This window comes from Actinopolyspora sabaoui (assembly GCF_051225635.1).
In the GTDB taxonomy this organism is placed as follows: domain Bacteria; phylum Actinomycetota; class Actinomycetes; order Mycobacteriales; family Pseudonocardiaceae; genus Actinopolyspora.
On sequence record NZ_JBMIHH010000001.1, the window covers coordinates 446,778 to 464,767 of the forward strand.

A 17,990-nucleotide genomic window follows, 5' to 3' on the forward strand; every position below is an offset into this window, starting at 1 on the left:
AACTCCTCCGTTCGGATGCCGGAACGTGTCCACCGGCCGCGACGCCGTGCTTGCTCGAAGGTTGGGCTTCGGTCGAAAGCGGGGCTTCCGCGATGAGGCCGCGCGCGAGGCGAAACCACCGACGCGACCGATGCGGCGCGCTCGCCGGATCCGCACGATGCCGGGTTTTCACGACCGGCCGAATCCCGCCGGAACACCGCCGCCGGCCGGTGGAGCCGTCAGGAAGCCGGACCCGCCACTCCACCCACGACCAGTCGTGCTCGCAGCCACCAGGGGGAGCGGTTGAACAGCTCGGTCATGGCCTCGCGGCAGTCCCGGGGTGAGGCCAGCGGCGCCAGGAACGCCCGCTGCTGCCGGGGCGGCATGTCGAAGAACACGTCGAAGAAGGCCGGAACCATTCGTGGCGGCATCGCCAACAGTCCCTCGGCCGCACGCAACCGCAGCTGCCGCGTGGCCAGTGCCGCAAGTGGCCACAACACCGAGCGGGCCTCCCGAGCCGCAGTGACCGGATCCCGCTCCAGACCGTCACTCAGGGCCGCGGCCACGAGCGGTGCCAGCTGCAGCACACCGGCGACGCTGAACCCCGTGGTCGGGTGTATCAGGCCGGCGGCGGCGCCGAACGGCACCGTCGCGAACGGAACGGTGCGCTGCCGCTCGGGCACCGGATCGTCCAGCCGGAATCGCACTCGTTCCTCGGGACTCCGGTCGGGAACGGTCACCCCCGCCGTTCGTAGCCGGGAGCTCAACCGTCGACGCAGCGTCGCCAACGGAAGCCCCGGCCGCCGTGCCAGCGCGGTCTCCTCCAGCAGGGCTCGGCCACCCGGCAGCGGGACGGCGTAGAGGAAACTCGGCCACGGCTCGTCGCTGGAGGGTGGCTGGCGCCAGTCCATGAACACCCCCCGGTCCGCTCCGACCAGTCGCTCGGCGTGCTCGCCGGGAAGCACCATGCCCACGGCGGTCTGTTCGCTGGCCACTCGCTCGACACGCCCACCCGAGAGGATCCGATTGCTGCCCGAGGCGTCCACCAGTACCGCCGCGCGCAGTTCGCGCCCGTCCCGCAGCCGCACCGTGCGGCCCGAGGTGTCGTGCTCCACATCGCGGACCGTACCGGTGACCTCGCGGATCCCGTCGCGGTGCAGCAGCCGTCGCAGCGCCGGGTTGTCCAGCACGCAGTACTCGCCGTGCAGCAGATGCGGTCGCGTGCCCACCGCGGTCGTCCTGGTCGTGGCACTCGCTACCGCGGTTTCGGCTACGGCACGGGGGAGGTCGGCCCGCCAGCAGGCATAGGTGTTCGGCCATGGGCGACGCGGCACGGGGTCCACGAGCGTGACCCGCAGTCCGGTGTCGGCACAGGCCGCGGCCATCGCTCTGCCCGCCGGGCCGCCTCCCACCACCAGCACGTCCACCATGCGTCCATCAGATCACGGCGATTCGCGGCAGGGCAGCCGGCGGTGGGCGCGCTAGCGTTGCGGTATGGAGCCCCAGCCGCCGTCCGGGCGAACCGCTCGGCGCGGCCACCTCGTTCGCACCGCGGCGGAGCCCGCGCGGGTTCCCCAGCCGTACGATCTCGCGGCGAGCCCGTTCCGGGCCGATCGGGACCGCATCTCCGGCTCGGCGTTCTTCGCCCGTCTCGGGGGCGTGACCCAGGTCGTCAGCCCGAGCGGATCGGGGTTGCTGCTGCACAACAGGTTGACGCACAGCCTCAAGGTCGCCCAGGTGGCCAGGGCGGTCGGTGAGAGTCTGTTGGGAGATCCCGAGAGTCGGGCCGCGGTTACTCGGCTCGGCGGATGTGATCTCGACGTGGTGGAAAGCGCGGGTCTGGCGCACGATCTGGGGCATCCGCCGTTCGGTCATCTCGGCGAGCGGGTGCTGGATCGCCTCGCGCGAGAGCGCTTCGGGCTCGTCGACGGTTTCGAGGGCAACGCGCAGACTTTCCGAATCGTCAGCAGCATCGACGTACGCGGTGGCGGCGGGGACGGTCTCGACCTGACAGCGGCGGTGCGGGCGGCGCTGCTGAAGTACCCCTGGACCCGGCTCGCGGCCCCCGATCCGCGTTCGCTGCCGGTGCCACCCCGTGGCGCGTCCGAACCGGAGGACGCGCCCGGCACCGGGGCCGCCAAGTTCTCCGCCTACATCACCGAGCTCGACGACATGCTGGACTGCCGGGCTCCGTTCGCCGGGGCGTTGGCGGGCTGGCAGCAGACCGTCGAGGCATCGGTCATGGACACCGCCGACGACATCGCCTACGCCATCCACGACCTGGAGGACTTCCACCGGGTGGGGATTCTGCAGCACGCGACGGTGTCCACCGAACTGACCGAATGGCTCGGCAGGGCGGCGGAACTGGCGAGGTTCGACGACGCCGAGCTGCGGCGCCGGGCAGAGGCTCCGGGGCACTCACTGGAGAGCCTGCGCAGGCGCCTGCGTGCCAAGGACGCCTGGATCGCCGATGACGACGCCTTCGTCGGGGCGGTCAAGAAGGTGCAGTCCGACCTGGTCACCAAACTGCTGGAACAGCCGTTCGATCGTTCCAAGCAGGCCGAGCGTGCCGTCGCGGCCTTCTCCGGAATCTGGACGCGTCGACTGGTGCGGGGCGTGCGGGTGGAGCTCGATCCGACCACTCGTTCCGGCCACGTGGTGCTGGACCGCGAACAGTGGCACGAGGTGCAGATACTCAAGTTCGTGCACCGTCGGTTCGTGCTGCAGCGCCCCGATCTCGCACTGCACCAGCGTGGTCAGGACCGGTTGTTGAGCAAACTGGTGCAGGCGCTGGACGAGTGGCTGATCGACCGTAGCGAGTCCGCCAGGCTGCCGCACCGGTTGCGCGATCTGTTCGAGCACGCCGCCGTCGAACTCGACGTGGTTCGACGTGAGGCTCCCACCTCGTTGCTCCCGCACTCCGAGCGAGCCTCGGCCGAGGCCCCCGAGGGGGCGCAGCTCGAACGGATGGCCCGGGGCCGAGCCGTCATCGACTTCGTCGCCTCGCTCACCGACGAGCAGGCAGCCGCCCTGTTGGAATCGCTGTCCGGTCGCACCACGCAGCTGTGGTCCGACACTTTCGTGCTCTGACGGCACACCCTCGAAGCTCCTCGGTTCCGGGAAGGCCCGAGCGGACAGTATGATTCCCGAACCGTGGGCAGCAGGGTGCGGCAACTACCCGGCGGCGGTAGAGCGGTGGAGGTGGAACCGAATCGGCTGGCCGGTTGGTTCGAGCGGTTCGGACGACGCCACGAGGGGGTGGCTCGCACCTCCGAAACGACGAGCGTTGTACGGGTGAGCGCCGTGGACGGCGCGGAGGCCGTGGTACGGGTGCCGTTCGGCGGCTTGGCCGAGCCGGGCGGTGAAGCGGAGGGACTCGCGATCTCCGGGTTGCTCGAACACGTCTCGCGTTCGCGACGCCTCGGCCTGATCCTGGTGCGGCACGGAGCTCACAGCATCGGGGTGGTGCAGGACGGCGAGGTCGTGTCCTCCACCACCGACCGGCATTACGTGCAGGGCCGAACCAAGGCCGGTGGCTGGTCGCAGAAGCGCTACGCGCGCAGGCGGGCCGGGCAGTCGCGCAAGGCGGTGAGCTCGGCTGCCGACGCCGTGGCGGAACTGCTGCTCCCGGTACGTCGGGAGCTGGACGGTGTCGTCCTCGGTGGCGACCGCGCGGCGCTGGACGAGCTGGCGGCGGACTCGCGCCTGGCCGGGATGCTGGCCGCGGCCGAGCCGCGTGTGCTGGACACCCCCGAGCCGAGGCTGACGGTGTTGCGGGAGGCCGCCGGGCGCGCGCTTTCGATCGAGGTGGAGGTCCGGGAACCGGATTAGTGGGTTCTCGTCGCTTGCCCCACCGGCTCGGTTCGGAAACCCGGGTGAACAACCAGAGCAGCTGTCGAAAACCCTTCGCCCGACCGGTATGATTGCGGTGGTTTGTGATCGCTTTCCGTCGCGGCGCGTGTGGTGGACGGACGTCGGTCGTCGCACCCGGCGTGCCGAGGTCGATGGGGAGTCCCCGCCGCGTGACCGGATGGTTACGGTCCGGTGGGCCGTGGCTTGGCCGTGGTATTCCCCACGGTACGTGGGCGCTGCCGCGTGCCGTTCGCGCCGTGAAGTTTTCTGTTCTCGTGGGGAGTCGTCCCGTGCGGACGCGGCCGACGCGGTTCACGGTCGCGTGACCGCCGGACGACGGTGCCCACTGACAAGCACGTTCGCCGATATGTCTCGATCCGGAGTTTGCGTTGATCTCTGCCAGTGGCCTCGAACTCAGGGCCGGTTCCCGTATCCTCCTCGCGGACACCTCACTGCGTGTTCAGCCCGGTGATCGAGTCGGCCTGGTCGGACGGAACGGCGCGGGCAAAACCAGCACGCTGCGCGTGCTGGCCGGTGAGGGCGAACCCTACGGCGGCGAGATCACCAGCCACGGCGAGATCGGTTATCTGCCGCAGGACCCCAGGGAGGGGGATCTGTCGGTCACGGCCAAGGATCGGGTGCTCTCCGCTCGCGGGTTGGACCGCATCCTGCGCGACATGGAGAAGACGCAGTCCGAGATGGCAGAGTTCGTCGACGACTCCGCGCGGGACAAGGCCATCCGCAAGTACGGCAAGCTGGAGGAACGGTTCGCCGCCCGTGGCGGTTACGCCGCGGAGGGCGAGGCCGGGCGCATCTGCAGCAATCTCGGCCTGCCCGACGGGGTGCTGCAACAGCCGTTGAGCACGTTGTCCGGGGGGCAGCGCAGACGCGTCGAGCTGGCCAGAATCCTGTTCGCCGCTTCGGAGACCGGTCCCGGTGGCGCGTCCAACACCACTCTGCTGCTCGACGAACCCACCAACCACCTCGACGCGGACTCGATCAACTGGCTGCGGGACTTCCTCAAGGTCCACGACGGCGGTCTGGTGGTCATCAGCCACGACGTCGAGCTCATCGACGCCGTGGTCAACAAGGTCTGGTATCTGGACGCGGCGCGCGGTGTCGCCGATATCTACAACATGAACTGGCAGCGTTACCAGGAGGCCCGCGCCGACGACGAGAAGCGTAGGCGCCGGGAGCGGGCGAACGCCGAGAAGAAGGCGGCCACCCTCAAGGCGCAGGCGGACAAACTGGGGGCCAAGGCCACCAAGGCCGTGGCCGCGAAGAACATGGCGCGGCGGGCCGATCAGATGATCGCCGAGCTGGACGAGGACCAGCCCACCGAGCGGACCGCCAAGATCAGGTTCCCCTCGCCCGCGCCCTGCGGCAGTACACCGATGACGGCGCGGGGACTGTCCAAGTCGTACGGCTCGTTGGAGATCTTCAGCGGGGTCGACCTCGCGGTGGACCGCGGCTCCAAGGTGGTGGTGCTCGGGTTCAACGGTGCGGGCAAGACCACGCTGCTGCGGCTGCTGGCGGGCATGGAGACGCCGGACGCGGGCGAGGTGCAACCGGGCTACGGCCTGCGCATCGGCTACTACGCGCAGGAGCACGAGACGCTGGACACGAACGCGACCGTCTGGGAGAACATCCGCACGGTCGCGCCCGACACCTCCGAACAGGAGTTGCGCACCCTGCTCGGCGCGTTCCTGTTCGCGGGCGAACAGTTGCAGCAACCGGCCGGAACCCTGTCCGGCGGGGAGAAGACGCGGCTCGCGCTCGCCGGGCTGGTCTCCAGCGCGGCCAACGTGCTGCTGTTGGACGAGCCGACCAACAACCTCGATCCGGCCAGCCGGGAGCAGGTGCTCGACGCGTTGCGCAGTTTCACCGGTTCGGTGGTGCTGGTCACCCACGATCCGGGAGCCGTGCAGGCGCTGGAGCCGGAGCGGGTGATCCTGCTTCCCGACGGCAGCGAGGACCACTGGTCCGAGGAGTACATGGACTTCGTGCAACTCACCTGATCGCGGTTTTCCGGGCTGCCCGGGGCGGAGCGGAAGAGCCCGTCCCGCGCCGCCCCGGGCGCGCGCACGAGCTCACTCCCGGTTCGAAGCTCGTGCGCCGCGAGTCGGGCTCCACTCACGGGTTTCGCTCCCGACGCCCTCCCGATCGATCATTCGGGCTGGACCGATTCGGGCCGATGAATGCCGAGGGGCGGAGCGGTTCATTCTCGCGTCAGCGTTCTCACTGAACGGATGCTCGTGTGTCGGAAACGAAATGTTGATCTTGTTTCGTGTGCCGCAATACCTGATTTCCATGATCAATAGGAATATATCTGCCCGTTGACCGGGATCTGTTGGCAAGGTCGTCTGGCGTTTCGGGCTTTCCTGTTCGATCATTGGCCTGACAGGGGTCGCGAGCGGCCCGACCTGTTCTACGGGGAAGGCGGGGACACAGTGGTTGATCTGAAGAAGGGTGCGCGAATCACCGGAAGCGCACGAGACAAACTGGCCAGTGACCTCAAGAAGAAGTACGAGAAGGGGGCGAGCATTCGTTCCCTGGCGGAGGCGACCGGTCGTTCATACGGTTTCGTGCACCGCGTACTGGTCGAGTCCGGAGTTCAATTGCGGGGGCGCGGTGGTGCGACCCGCTCCAAGAAGAAATAGGTATCCACGGCTGCGGCGTGCCCGGCACGCTGTCGACACCGGGCACGCCGTGTCCGAACGGTCCGTACCACGCGGCCTCCGATCGCGGCTCCATGATCGGTCTTCTAGGGTGGTTGCCATCCCGACCGCTGGTGTGTAGCGACGGAGGACCCGTTTGACGGAATCGGCAATTGATCCCGGTGTACTGGATCGTGGGCACGTTCGACTGATGGTGCGCGGTTCCCGCGCGACGATCGTTCTCGATCGACCGGATCAACTCAACGCGCAGACGCCGGACACCTGGAAGGCGTTACGCGAAATCGGACAGAACCTCGCACCCGAGGTGCGCGTCGTCGTTGTCCGGGGGGAGGGGAGGGCGTTCTCCGCCGGGCTGGATCGGCGACTGTTCGAGTCCGAACAGGTCGACGGTGCGCCCGGGCTGCTGTCGTTGGCCTCCAGCCCGGTCGAGCAGGGGGACGCCGACATAGCCGCGTTCCAACAGGGATTCAGTTGGTTGCGTGACCCCGAGCGGGTGACGATCGCGGAGGTTCGGGGCCACGCCATCGGCGCGGGTTTCCAGCTGGCACTGGCCTGCGACATGCGTGTGCTGGCCACCGACGCCAAGCTGCGCATGGCCGAGACCAGTCTCGGTCTGGTTCCCGACCTCGGTGGGACGTTGCCGCTGGTTCGGGCCGTCGGTTACTCCAGAGCCGTCGAGATGTGCCTGACAGGGCGTGAGGTGGATGCCGACGAGGCCGCCCGGGTCGGGCTGGCCAACTCGGTGGTCGAACCGGAGCAGCTGGAGGACGCCACCGATCGGCTCGTCGAGGCGATCACCCGGTCGCCCGCCGGGGCGGTCCGCGAGACTCTCGCGCTGTTGTCCCAGGCGGAGGAGGCCGAGGATCCCGAGCAGCAGTTCGCCGCGGAACGAGCGGCTCAACTGCGCAGGCTGCGGGAGTTGATGGGTGGTTCCGGCAGCGAGTAGAGCTCCTCCGGAATCGCCTGTTCGGGCGGTGCGGGCCGTGGGACGGAGTCGGGCACGGGCCGCACCGAACCACGCCTCGGCACGGCCGAGTCGATCTGGTTCGCCGGGTCGCTCGGGTTCGCCGGGTCGCGACGGTCCGGACCCGTTTCGGTCTAGACCAGTCGCGACGGCGGCGTAGAAGTGATTCACGACCGTTCCCGGCGTGCGCGCCGGTTCAGCGCAGCCGCGGTACGCGCTTGCCGTAGTGCTCCAGCTGCTCGGCGTTGGCCTCGTCACCGCCGGGAACGTTGGAACTGCGCCACCACGGCAGCGAGACGCCGGTCTCACCGGCACGTTCGTACGTCTCGACCATGAGCAGATTCCACAGGAACACGTTGGCCAGTGAGGACCCCGGTGCCGTCGCCGGTCGCTGTTCGGGGTGTGTGATGTCGCCCGCCGGGACCATGGTGTCCAGCACGATCGTGGCCTGGTCCGCCAGTGTGCCCACTTCCGAGCGGCGTGGGGCTCCCGCCGCCGCGGCGGGTGAGGTCACCGCGATGACCGGTGACCCTTCGCGGCGTGCCGCGGCCGCCAGTTCCACCGGATAGGGATTGATCCCCGAGTTGGAAAACACCACGAGCACATCGGTACCCCCGCGCAGTCCCGCCTCCCGGAGCACCTCCCCGGCGAGACCCTCGCGCCGTTCGGTGGCCGTGCTGGTCGCCGCGCCGTGCAGTGGGAGCAGGTCCGGGTGGTACAGCGGACGAACCGCGGCCAGTCCTCCCGCTCGGTAGAAGCTTTCCAGTACACCGGCAAGGGAGTGCCCCGCCCCTGCGGTGAACACGAGACCGTCTGCCTCGACGCAGTCGATCAGCGTTCTCGCCGCCTCACCCAGTGCGGCCCTGTTGTGCTCGGCCGCTCGATCCAGGTCCTGCAGGCTCCGTTCGGCGTGCTTGCGTGCGTGCGAACCGTCCGTCATGCCGTCCTCTCGGCTGGATTCTGCTGTCGTGAGCCGATAATCGCAGCGGTATCCCCGAGGCTGTGCCATGTGTGACAGATCACTCCCGGTCGGGTGTCTCGGGGCGTGTGCCGTGGCTGCGGCACCGGTCGCCGGAAACCGGGAGTCGAGCGGGGTGGAGTGTTGTCCACCGTCCGGTGATTTCCATCGGTGCCGTATCGGATCCCTTCGAGTACCCACGGTAATCTCCGGAGCGGTCCCGGACTCGGCCGACGCCGCTTTCGGTCACCGGCCCGCTCGGTCGCCGTCCGAGGCTGGCAGCATGATCGCAACAGCTTGGTGGGTTCCAACGGGTGCCACCAGGGAAACGGGTACACGGATTGGAACACGGAAGGCATGTCGAATCCGCCGTCACACGACGAGCCGACCGCGCCGGGGAACTTCTCGGAGATCTTCGCCCGCTTGACGGATGTGCCGTTGGACCATGTGGACAAGCTGCTCGACACCACCGAGTCCGTCTACGCGGACCTCAACAGGGTGATGGAACATCCTTACTGGGCGGATCTGGTGTTTCACCAGGGCGCCGCGCTGCGGGCATTGCGAGAGGCCCGGGCCGAGCTCGATGCCTTCCGCGCCGAAGCCGTCGGAGCGCGCAACACCGAACTCGGGATCACGGTCGCCACCGGAGTGATCGGGGACCAACGGGAGTACGCCGAGCGCGACGAGCGCAAGCGTGAACTGGTGGAAAAGTTGCTTCGGCCGCCGCGCCAGGGGCGGGCCTGCCAGCTCTACGTCTGGGACCGCCCGTACGAGAACGAGGAGGAGCCCGGCCCCTACAGCGGGATTCGGGTGGTGACCTCGGCCGACGACGAGATGGGCGTACTCAACTACACCGAGGAGGACGAGGAGGGGCAGCTCTCCTCCTGGCAGACCCGCACCAGTGATCCCGATCCACAGGCCCCCGTGCTGCGTTTCGACCTCGGTAGTCCGCTGGCCTTTCCCGCCGACTCGGTACTGGGCTTCGCCGAGCTCCGCGCGGCGTTGGACGAGTTCGTCGGCACCGGCGCCTGTCCCCGGTCGGTCCACTGGCAACAGGCTCGCTGGGGCCGATAGCGGATCGCAGGCGACTCACGTGCCCGCCGGGAGCAACCGGTACCCCCTCGGAGTAACCGGTACCGTCTCGCCCCCGGCTGTGGGGTCTCCCGGAACGAGCGTCGGCGGGAGGCTCCACCCGGCGAGTGGCTCGACGACCCGAGCGGAAAACCTCGATCAGCCGTAGAGCTCCTGCACGGCTCGGGAGGCCACGGTCGTGATCACCTTGAACGTTTTCATCGCCGTCGTCATGTCGGCTGCTTCGAAGTCCACCGCACGAGGCCCGGTTCGTTCCACGGTGGGGATCAGCTCGACGGCATCGGCGAGGTGCGTACCGGTGAACTCGAGTTCGATCCGGTGGGCCGAGGTTTTGGGGCTGCCGCGTCCCGCCTGCCGCATAGCCTGTTCTGCGGCGGTGCCGATGTCGGAGGCGGTGCGTTCCGGCGGCGAGCAGACCGCGGCGTACCTGCTCACGCACTCCTTGACCGCGACGTTGTGGCTGCTCGGGGCGTAGTCCCGCGCGTCCGAGCAGGTCAGATCATCTCCGGTGACCAGCAGTACCGGGACTCCGTACTCGGCGGCCAGCGCCGCGTTGAGCCTGCCCTCGCTCGCGTGCGCGCCGTCCAGCCAGACCCCGAGCAGCCCGTTCTCCATGTAGGTGTGTGACAGCACGCCGTCGGCACCCGCGCCGGTGTGGTATCCGAGGAACACCACCCCGTCCACTCCCGAGTCGACCCCCTCCATCATCGACAGTGGTTTGTGGCGTCCGGTCAGCATTCGTGCACGCGTGTCGAGTCGCTCCAGCAGCAGATGCCGCTGGATCGAGTGCGCCTCGTTGACCAGCGTCGCGTTCGCGCCACCTGCCGCGAGCCCGGCCACGCAGGCGTTGACGTCGCCGGTGAACAGTTCTCGGAAACGTTGCCAGGCTTCCGTGCCCGCTACCACGTCGTCCGTACCGGTGACACCGGTGGCGCCTTCCATGTCCGCAGAGATCAGGATCCGCACGGTCGTCCACCCTAGACGCCCGGTGCCGTCCCGGGTAGTTCCGAACCGCGCATGGCGTTTCGGCGTGCTCGCCACGCCGAACCGGTGAATCATTGACCGGGAACCGTTTCGAGTGGTTCGTTCGTCACGAAGAGCGAAAGGGTGATCACGGTGGGTGTGAGATCTTCAGGGGCTCGCGGAGCGGCCCCACGCGCCCTGCTGCTGGTCCTCACCCTGCTTCTCGCGGCGTTGGTGCCCGCCTTCGGGAAGCACACGCCCGCCACCGCCGCTGATTCCCCGAACGGGGGAGAGGTCACCCTTCGGGTGGGTATTCAACAGGAATTCGACTCGCTCAACCCGTTCCTCGGGTTCAGTCTCGCCTCGACCGACGTGTTCCGGTTGATCTACCCCACCCTGACCACCTACAGCCCCGAGGACTTCTCGGTCGTACCGGAACTCGCCACCGAGTGGAAGTCCTCCGAGGACAAGCTCACCTGGACGTTTCACATCAGGCAGGGAGTGAACTGGTCCGACGGAAGGCCCGTGACCGCCCACGACGTGGCCTACACCTTCAAGCGGATGATGAACGATCCCGCAGCGGCCACGGCCAACGGCAACTACGTGGACAACTTCAGTTCGGTGACCGCTCCCGACGATCGCACCGTGGTGATCCGCACCGAGAGTCCACAGGCCACCATGCGCTCCATCGCCGCACCGATAGTTCCCCGCCACGTCTGGTCGAGGATCGACAACGTGGCCGAGTTCGCCAACCAGCGGATGCCCATCGTGGGCAGTGGTCCGTTCGTGGCCACCGAGTACCGTCCCCAGCAGCATCTGACGCTGCGCGCCAATGAGGACTTCTGGCGTGGCGCCCCCACGATCGACCGGCTGCGGTTCGTCAACTTCGAGAACAGCGACGCCGCCGTGCAGGCGCTGCGTAAGGGCGGGATCGACGTGGTCCGAGATCTCACGCCCACCCAGTTCGACGCGCTGCGAGGCGCCGACGACATCCACCGGGTACGCGGCAAAGGGCGGCGATTCTTCGAGATCGTACTCAACCCGGGTGCCGCCAACAGCGCGGGCGACCCCATCGGGACCGGGCATCCGGCCCTGCGCGACGCCCGTGTGCGCAGGGCTATCGATCGGGCCATCGACCGCGAACGCCTCGTCGAGCGGGTGCTCGGCGGTTACGGCACCGTCGGCGCGGGGTACCTGCCCCCGATATTCGAGGACTACTACTGGACACCTCCGCCGGAGGCGAGACGCCCGTTCTCGATCGATGCCGCCAACCGGGCGCTGAACGAGGCGGGCTATCCCCGCGGGCCCGACGGTGTTCGCCGTGGTCAGTCCGGCAGGGTCCTGGACTTCGAGTTCGTGCTGCACGGGGACTCGCCCACCGACGCGCTGGTCGGGAAGTTCGTCAAGGAGTGGTTGTCCCGGCTGGGAATCCGGGTTCGGCTACAACCGGTTTCGGACAACCAGGTCAACCAGCGCACCACGGCCGGTGACTTCGACATGGTGGTCAGCGGGTGGTCGGTCAATCCCGATCCGGACTACGTGCTGCGGCTGCAGACCTGTGGCGCCAGGCCCAAACCCGACGGGGGCGGGCTGCCCGACAGTTTCCTGTGCGATCGGCGCTACGACGAGCTCTACGCCCGGCAGCTCGCTGAGTTCGACCACTCACAACGGGTCGAACTGATCCGAAAGGCACAGCGCCGGTTCCACCGGATGGCCACCGGCCTGATCCTGTTCTACCCCGACGCGCTGGAGGCATACCGCTCCGATCGTTTCGAGGGATTCGAGTCGCAGCCGTCCGAGGGCGGGGTCATCACCGCACAGCAGGGCTACTGGGGCTACTACGGCGCCCGCCCCACCGAACAGGCCCGAACGGCCTCGGGCGGCACCGGATACCGCTCGGCGGCATTCATCGTCGTCGGAGTGCTCCTGCTGGGTGCGGTCGTGGTCGCGTCAGTCGCCGCGCGTCGTCGACGTACAGCGGAACACCGGGAATAAGCCATGACGAACACCCGTGACGAACTCGAGACCCGCGGCCCCACGAGCGGGCCGCCACCACTGCTGCGGTTCGTGGCCGCGAAGCTCGGCGGGGGTGTGGTGAGCCTGTTCCTGGTGGCAGTGCTCGGTTTCTTCCTGTTCCGGGTACTGCCGGGGGATCCGGCTCGCACTATGACCAGGTCCACACCGGTGAGCGCCGAACAGCTGGCGGCGCTGCGGCACCGCTTCGGCCTGGACCAGCCGCTGTACCTGCAGTTCCGCGACTTTCTGCTGAACCTGCTGCACGGCGACCTGGGGACCTCCTACATCTACAACCGTCCCGTGGCGGAACTGATCGTCGAGCGGATCGGGCCCACCGTGTTGCTGGGGGGTACCGCCACCGTGTTGGCGGTGCTGGTCGGGCTCTGGATGGGCACCCGCGCCGCCTGGCGGCAGGGCGGTGCGGTGGACCGGTGGTTCACCTCCGTGGGGCTGACATTGTGGTCGGTGCCCACCTTCTGGCTCGGCCTGCTGCTGCTGATGGCTCTCGGGGTCGGTGTCGGTCCGCTTCCCGGGCTGTTTCCCGTCGCCGGCATGTCCTCTCCCGACGTTCCCGCGGGCGTGGTTGCCCGGGTGTTGGACGTGGCCCACCACCTGGTGCTGCCGTGCCTGACGCTCGTGGCGGTGATCTACGCGCAGTTCATGATGGTCATGCGCACCTCGTTGCTCGAGGAGATGGGGGCCGAGTACCTGACCACCGCCCGTGCCAAGGGGCTGCGCGAGGATCTGGTGCGGCGCAGGCACGCCGTGCCGAACGCTCTGCTTCCCACCGTGACACTGATCTTTCTGCACCTCGGGTTGGTGGTTGCCGGGGCGATCACCGTGGAGACCGTCTTCTCCTGGCCCGGCCTCGGGTTGCTGACCTACGAGGCGCTGCGGGTGCCCGATCTGCCGTTGTTGCAGGGAACGTTCATTGTGCTGGCAGGGAGCGTGATCGTGATGAACGTGCTGGCCGAGCTGATCTACCGATTCCTGGACCCGAGGGTGCGTGACTCGTGAGCGCCCCGCCAAACCCCACCGGACTGCGGGGGCGGCGGCTCGCCGCCCTGGCCGAGGGATGGCGTGTCTACCGCGCCGATCGGGGCGGAACGTTCGGGCTGGCCGTGCTGCTGGTGGTCGTGGGGCTGGCGCTGCTGGCTCCGGTACTCACCCGATCCGGCGAGCTCGACGTCACCAGGGTGCAGGGGGCACCGCTGCGACCGCCGAGCGCGACGAACTGGTTGGGAACCGACGAGTCGGGGCGTTCGGTGCTGCTGCTGACCTGGTGGGGAGCCCGGATGTCGCTGCTGGTCGGGTTGTCCGCGGCCGTGCTGTCGATGGTGATCGGAACCGTGGTCGGGTTGCTGGCCGCCCACTTCGGTGGTTGGGTCTCCACTCTGCTGCTGCGAGTGACCGATTTCTTCCTGGTTCTGCCCGCCCTGGTGCTGGCCATAGCCCTGTCCACCGTGTTGTCGAGAGGCGTGTTCACCATTGTGCTCGCCATCGGGGTGACGTCCTGGCCGCAGACCGCCCGGTTGGTGCGGGCACAGACGCTCACGGTGGAAACGCGTCCCTACATCGAGCGAGCCAGAGCACTCGGCGGGGGGCATCGGCATCTGCTCGGGAAACACGTGCTGCCCGCCGTGCTGCCGCTGGTGTTCGCCACCACCACGCTCACCGTGGCCAGCGCGATCATCGCCGAGTCGACGCTCTCCTTCCTGGGGTTGGGAGATCCGTCCATGATCTCTTGGGGGGCGATGCTCAAGTCCGCCATGGACACCGGAGCTGTCACGGCGGGTGCCTGGTGGTATCTGCTGCCGCCCGGTGTGGGCATCGCGATCGTGGTGTTGAGCTTCACGTTGTGCGGCCGTGCGCTGGAAACCGTGCTGAATCCGAAACTGCGGGGAACACGCCGATGAATCCGAAACTGCGGGGAACACGCCGATGAATCCGATACTGCGTATGGACGAGGTTTCGGTCACCTACCGCGGTTCGGCACGGCCGCACGAGGCCGTGACCGACGCGAACCTGACGTTGGAACGCGGTGCGACACTGGGACTGGCGGGCGAGTCCGGTTGCGGCAAGACGAGCCTCGCCCTGGCGGTGCTGCGGCTGTTGCCGCGTTCGGCCGAGGTCGGCGGCACGATTCTGCTCGACGGTCAGGACATCGAGCGACTCACCTGGGGCGGGTTGCGCGCGGCACGGTGGGCGAGCGCCTCGGTGGTTTTCCAGGGGGCCATGCACGCGCTCAATCCGGTTCGCACCATCGCCGACCAGATAGCCGAACCGATCCGGTTGCACTCCTCCGAACATCTCTCGGCGGCGGTCTCGCGTGCCCGGGTCGTCGAGCTGTTGGAGCAGGTCGAGATCCCCGGTGGTCGTTGTGACGCCTATCCGCACGAGCTGTCCGGTGGGCAGCGGCAACGTGTGATGATCGCGATGGCCCTCGCCTGCGAGCCGCGCCTGATCATCGCGGACGAGCCCACGACCGCGCTGGACGTGGTGGTCCAGGCGCAGGTGCTGTCCCTGCTGCGGCGTCTGGTCGCCGAGCGCGGTATCGCACTTTTGATGATCAGCCACGACCTATCGGTGCTGGCGGCGAGCTGTCGGCGGCTGGCGGTGATGTATCGGGGACGGCTGGTGGAGGAAGGCCCCGCCCGCAGGCTCGCGAGCACCCCGGAGCATGAGCACACCCGAGCGCTGGCCGCGGCGTTTCCCACGATCGGGGATACCGGTTCCCGCTATCCGGGGGCCGGGGAGCCGCCCACCGGGGCGACCGGCTCCGCCCGGCGAGCGCTGCTCTCGACCGAGGGGGTGAGCGTGACGTTCGAGGACCGCTACCGCAACCGGGTGCCCGCGGTGCGGGGAGTCGATCTGGACGTGACCGGTGACGAGATACTCGCCCTGGTCGGTCAGTCCGGCTCCGGGAAGACCACGCTGGCCCGCACGCTGCTCGGGCTGCGCCGCCCGGATGCCGGGGTGGTTTACTACGACGGGCGACCACTTCCCACTTCCGGGCGGCGACTGCGGGACTTTCGCGGCAACGTGCAGCTGGTGCTGCAGGATCCCACGGGCGCGCTGAACCCCCGCCACACCGTTTACGAGGCGGTGGCGGAGGGAGTACGGGTGCACGGCGGGGCGGCCGACGAAGCGGTCCGTGTTCGCGAGGCGCTGGAGGCGGCCGAGCTGCGGCCCGCCGACGAGTTCATCGGGCGATTCCCGCACGAGCTGTCCGGTGGGCAGCGGCAACGGGTCGTCATCGCGGGCGCGCTGGTGCTGCGTCCGCGTGTGCTGGTCGCCGACGAGCCGGTCGCCTCGTTGGATGCCACGGTGCGCGGGGAGATCCTGGCACTGCTGCTGCGGCTGCGACGCGAGCGGGGTGTGTCCAGCCTGGTCATCACGCACGATCTCGGACTGGCCTGGAACATAGCCGACCGGGTGGCGGTGATGCGGGCAGGCGGGATCGTGGAGACGGGGCCGGTCGAGCGGGTTCTGCTCGAGCCCGAGCACGAGTACACCACGGAGCTGCTCGCGGCGGTCCCCTCGTTCGAGCGAAGCGTTTCCTGAAGGGGCCGTTGCGGGCTCGTTTCCGGCGTTTCCGCCGGGCGGCGAGGAACCGAGCTCCGGAACCGGTCTTCCCGCGGGCGGATGTGGAATCTCAGCGCAACGAGTCCACTATCGCGGGACGTTCCGGACGGTCCATCCGGACCAGGCGGTCCGCCAGCAGCTCGGGGCGGATCTCCCGCTGGTAGTCGTCGAAGGCGGGTAGCTGCCACTCGTGTTCCTCGGCGACCCGTCGCAGCAGTACTTTCCCGGACATCCAAAGGTGCACCGCGAAATCCGTTTCGAGTTCGCCGCCGAGCAGGAACGGGCCGTCGACGAGCACCACGCCGCCCTCGGTGAGGCGCACGCGGTCCATGCGCGGGGAACGGTCCAGCTCCGCGTCCCACAATGCCGGGAGCACGAGACCGCTGCCTCCCGGCCGCAGCGGCGCGAGGACCTCCCGGGTCAGGGCACCGAAGTCGAACCAGTCGAACCGGAAGGCGTCCGGGTCCTCGCGTCCCCGCTCCAGCCGGAGTGAGGCCGGCCGGACGTAGTCCCAAAGGCGGACCCGCAGCACGTGCCGTCCCCGCAGCCGCAGTTGTTCGGCGAGCGAATCAGCCAGCTCGTCCGTTCCGGTGAGTGGATGGCCGTCGAGTGCCACCCTGCACCACGGTTGTCCGGTGCCGTCGGGCAGCAGCTCGCTCAACTCGACCGCCAACAGCTCCCGGCTGGTGGTGCGTACCCGCATCCTCGTGTCGCCGCCTCTCGCGAGGTGGCCCGCCGTTGCGGGCCATGTTCAGCCCGGGCCGGTTCCGCCGATTGTGAGGGTGCCTGCCTCGGCGTCGAGCTCGGCGTTCACCCCGAGCGGCACCGTGAACTGACCGTCGCAGTGACCGAATCCCAGTTCCCACAACACCGGTATCCCGAGATCGCCCAGGATGTCGAGCAGCGTGGCGCGCACACCCTCGGCCGGTCCGCAGTCCTGCCAGGAGCCCAACACCACTCCGGTGGCGGCCTCGAACCACCCCGCCCGTTTCAGCTGGGTGAGGTAGCGGTCCAGTTGGTAGGGCTGCTCGGTCACGTCCTCCAGCAGCGCCAGCCCGGGTTTCGGTGGTGCGGGCAGCTCTCCGGAGCCGAGCAGACCGGCCAGCACACTCAGGTTGCCGCCGTGGGTGATCCCCGCCGCACGTCCGCTCCGCAGCGCTCCGGAGTTCGGGCTGCTCAGGGGACGCGTGTCCGTCGGCTCGAACAGGGCGCGGCGCAGGTGCTCCCGGGCGGTGGCGTCCTCGGTGAAGGATTTCGTGGCGATCATCGGCCCGAACAGGCCTGCCAACCCCAGCCGCGGGCCGATCGCTTCGTGCAGTGCCGTCGTGTCACTGGAGCCCACCAGGAGCTTGCCCGGGGCTCGTTCCATGGCTCGCCAGTCGAGCCGCGACAGGATCCGAACACTGCCGTAGCCGCCGCGTGCGCACAACACCGCGCTGACCTCGGGATCGCACCACGCTCGTTCCAGGTCTGCCGCACGATCGGTGTCCGAACCGGCCAGGTAGGCCAGCCGGGGATGTCGATCCGTCACGTGATCGCCGACTCTGACCCGCAACCCCCATGATTCGAGCAGCTCTACACCGACCCGCAGTTGCTCCTCCGGTACGGGGCCCGCGGGGGCAACCACCGCGACCGTGTCCCCCACGCGAGGCGGGGGCGGAACGGTGCGTGCTGCTGTGATCGTCGGCATGCTCTCATGGTGCACCGCTTCGGGCGTGGCGAACTGCGCACGGCTGCGATCACTTTCGGTTTCGATTTTGCTACGTTTGGTGAAAGCGGTCCTTCGTGGGAATATCCGAACTTCGTTCGGGTTATGGCCGTGCAAAAGGACGGCCGCTGTTCGCGGGCGGCGAACATCCTCCCGCTGGGGTGGTCGCGGCGCGTTCCGCCTCGGCGAGTGAGA

15 protein-coding genes are annotated in these 17,990 nt (G+C 68.6%); 10 read left to right on the forward strand and 5 right to left on the reverse strand.

Translation table 11 applies throughout. The features are described from left to right. Window positions 1-218: 218 nt before the first annotated feature. Window positions 219-1,409, reverse strand: a complete 1,191-nt coding sequence (locus ACOQFL_RS01985; RefSeq protein ID WP_435542342.1) for a lycopene cyclase family protein — start codon at window positions 1,407-1,409, stop codon at window positions 219-221. 64 nt (window positions 1,410-1,473) lie between these two features. Here ACOQFL_RS01985 and ACOQFL_RS01990 point away from each other — a divergent pair, with 64 nt between their 5' ends. The 5 genes from ACOQFL_RS01990 to ACOQFL_RS02010 all read left to right on the forward strand — a co-directional run bounded on the left by ACOQFL_RS01990 (window position 1,474) and on the right by ACOQFL_RS02010 (window position 7,455). After that, complete coding sequence (locus tag ACOQFL_RS01990; RefSeq protein ID WP_435542343.1) at window positions 1,474-3,069, forward strand: deoxyguanosinetriphosphate triphosphohydrolase family protein; 1,596 nt, start codon at window positions 1,474-1,476, stop codon at window positions 3,067-3,069. A gap of 63 nt (window positions 3,070-3,132) precedes the next feature. After that, complete coding sequence (locus tag ACOQFL_RS01995) at window positions 3,133-3,810, forward strand: acVLRF1 family peptidyl-tRNA hydrolase (protein WP_435542344.1); 678 nt, start codon at window positions 3,133-3,135, stop codon at window positions 3,808-3,810. Window positions 3,811-4,220: 410 nt separating this feature from the next. Beyond that, window positions 4,221-5,849, forward strand: coding sequence for an ABC-F family ATP-binding cassette domain-containing protein (locus ACOQFL_RS02000; protein ID WP_435542345.1), 1,629 nt, complete (start codon window positions 4,221-4,223; stop codon window positions 5,847-5,849). A 432-nt stretch (window positions 5,850-6,281) separates the two neighbouring features. Beyond that, the gene (locus ACOQFL_RS02005; protein WP_017975887.1) at window positions 6,282-6,491 is read left to right on the forward strand and encodes a helix-turn-helix domain-containing protein; all 210 of its coding nucleotides are present in this window, start codon (window positions 6,282-6,284) and stop codon (window positions 6,489-6,491) included. A 154-nt stretch (window positions 6,492-6,645) separates the two neighbouring features. Beyond that, the gene (locus ACOQFL_RS02010; protein WP_435542346.1) at window positions 6,646-7,455 is read left to right on the forward strand and encodes an enoyl-CoA hydratase/isomerase family protein; all 810 of its coding nucleotides are present in this window, start codon (window positions 6,646-6,648) and stop codon (window positions 7,453-7,455) included. Between the two features lie 214 nt (window positions 7,456-7,669). Here ACOQFL_RS02010 and ACOQFL_RS02015 read toward each other — a convergent pair whose 3' ends face one another. Next, entirely contained in the window at window positions 7,670-8,413 is a 744-nt protein-coding gene (locus ACOQFL_RS02015) for a sugar isomerase domain-containing protein (protein WP_435542347.1), read from the reverse strand. A 375-nt stretch (window positions 8,414-8,788) separates the two neighbouring features. Here ACOQFL_RS02015 and ACOQFL_RS02020 point away from each other — a divergent pair, with 375 nt between their 5' ends. Continuing rightward, a complete protein-coding gene (locus ACOQFL_RS02020; protein WP_435542348.1) occupies window positions 8,789-9,505 on the forward strand; it encodes an Imm1 family immunity protein in 717 nt (238 codons plus the stop codon). Between the two features lie 156 nt (window positions 9,506-9,661). On the opposite strand, the gene ACOQFL_RS02025 is transcribed toward ACOQFL_RS02020, so the two are convergent. After that, the gene (locus tag ACOQFL_RS02025) at window positions 9,662-10,489 is read right to left on the reverse strand and encodes a M55 family metallopeptidase (protein WP_435542349.1); all 828 of its coding nucleotides are present in this window, start codon (window positions 10,487-10,489) and stop codon (window positions 9,662-9,664) included. Between the two features lie 156 nt (window positions 10,490-10,645). Here ACOQFL_RS02025 and ACOQFL_RS02030 point away from each other — a divergent pair, with 156 nt between their 5' ends. From ACOQFL_RS02030 to nikE, 4 genes are read left to right on the forward strand one after another with little or no spacing between them, the layout of a single operon-like run. Further along, a complete protein-coding gene (locus ACOQFL_RS02030; RefSeq protein ID WP_435542350.1) occupies window positions 10,646-12,481 on the forward strand; it encodes an ABC transporter substrate-binding protein in 1,836 nt (611 codons plus the stop codon). Between the two features lie 3 nt (window positions 12,482-12,484). Next, a complete protein-coding gene (locus tag ACOQFL_RS02035; RefSeq protein WP_435542351.1) occupies window positions 12,485-13,519 on the forward strand; it encodes an ABC transporter permease in 1,035 nt (344 codons plus the stop codon). After that, window positions 13,516-14,418, forward strand: a complete 903-nt coding sequence (locus ACOQFL_RS02040) for an ABC transporter permease (RefSeq protein WP_435542352.1) — start codon at window positions 13,516-13,518, stop codon at window positions 14,416-14,418. The genes ACOQFL_RS02035 and ACOQFL_RS02040 overlap by 4 nt, the downstream gene beginning before the upstream one ends. 25 nt (window positions 14,419-14,443) lie before the next feature. Next, window positions 14,444-16,066: a nickel ABC transporter ATP-binding protein NikE gene (gene nikE / locus ACOQFL_RS02045; protein WP_435542353.1), complete on the forward strand. Its 1,623-nt coding sequence runs from the start codon at window positions 14,444-14,446 to the stop codon at window positions 16,064-16,066. A gap of 91 nt (window positions 16,067-16,157) precedes the next feature. Here the strand turns inward: nikE and ACOQFL_RS02050 are convergent, their stop codons facing one another. Further along, window positions 16,158-16,790: a nucleoside/nucleotide kinase family protein gene (locus ACOQFL_RS02050; RefSeq protein WP_435542354.1), complete on the reverse strand. Its 633-nt coding sequence runs from the start codon at window positions 16,788-16,790 to the stop codon at window positions 16,158-16,160. 48 nt (window positions 16,791-16,838) lie between these two features. Then, window positions 16,839-17,777 carry a S66 peptidase family protein gene (locus ACOQFL_RS02055; protein ID WP_435542355.1) on the reverse strand — a complete coding sequence of 313 codons (939 nt, stop codon included), beginning with the start codon at window positions 17,775-17,777 and terminating at the stop codon, window positions 16,839-16,841. Between the last annotated feature and the right edge of the window lie 213 nt (window positions 17,778-17,990).

What these genes read in the sequence shown, in the direction of transcription:
- nikE (WP_435542353.1), top strand. Translation starts at nt 14,444, where the DNA reads ATGAATCCGATACTGCGTATGGACGAGGTTTCGGTCACCTACCGCGGT.
- ACOQFL_RS02035 (WP_435542351.1), top strand. Translation starts at nt 12,485, where the DNA reads ATGACGAACACCCGTGACGAACTCGAGACCCGCGGCCCCACGAGCGGG.
- ACOQFL_RS01990 (WP_435542343.1), top strand. Translation starts at nt 1,474, where the DNA reads ATGGAGCCCCAGCCGCCGTCCGGGCGAACCGCTCGGCGCGGCCACCTC.
- ACOQFL_RS02055 (WP_435542355.1), bottom strand. Translation starts at nt 17,777, where the DNA reads ATGCCGACGATCACAGCAGCACGCACCGTTCCGCCCCCGCCTCGCGTG.
- ACOQFL_RS01985 (WP_435542342.1), bottom strand. Translation starts at nt 1,409, where the DNA reads ATGGTGGACGTGCTGGTGGTGGGAGGCGGCCCGGCGGGCAGAGCGATG.
- ACOQFL_RS02015 (WP_435542347.1), bottom strand. Translation starts at nt 8,413, where the DNA reads ATGACGGACGGTTCGCACGCACGCAAGCACGCCGAACGGAGCCTGCAG.
- ACOQFL_RS02050 (WP_435542354.1), bottom strand. Translation starts at nt 16,790, where the DNA reads ATGCGGGTACGCACCACCAGCCGGGAGCTGTTGGCGGTCGAGTTGAGC.
- ACOQFL_RS02020 (WP_435542348.1), top strand. Translation starts at nt 8,789, where the DNA reads ATGTCGAATCCGCCGTCACACGACGAGCCGACCGCGCCGGGGAACTTC.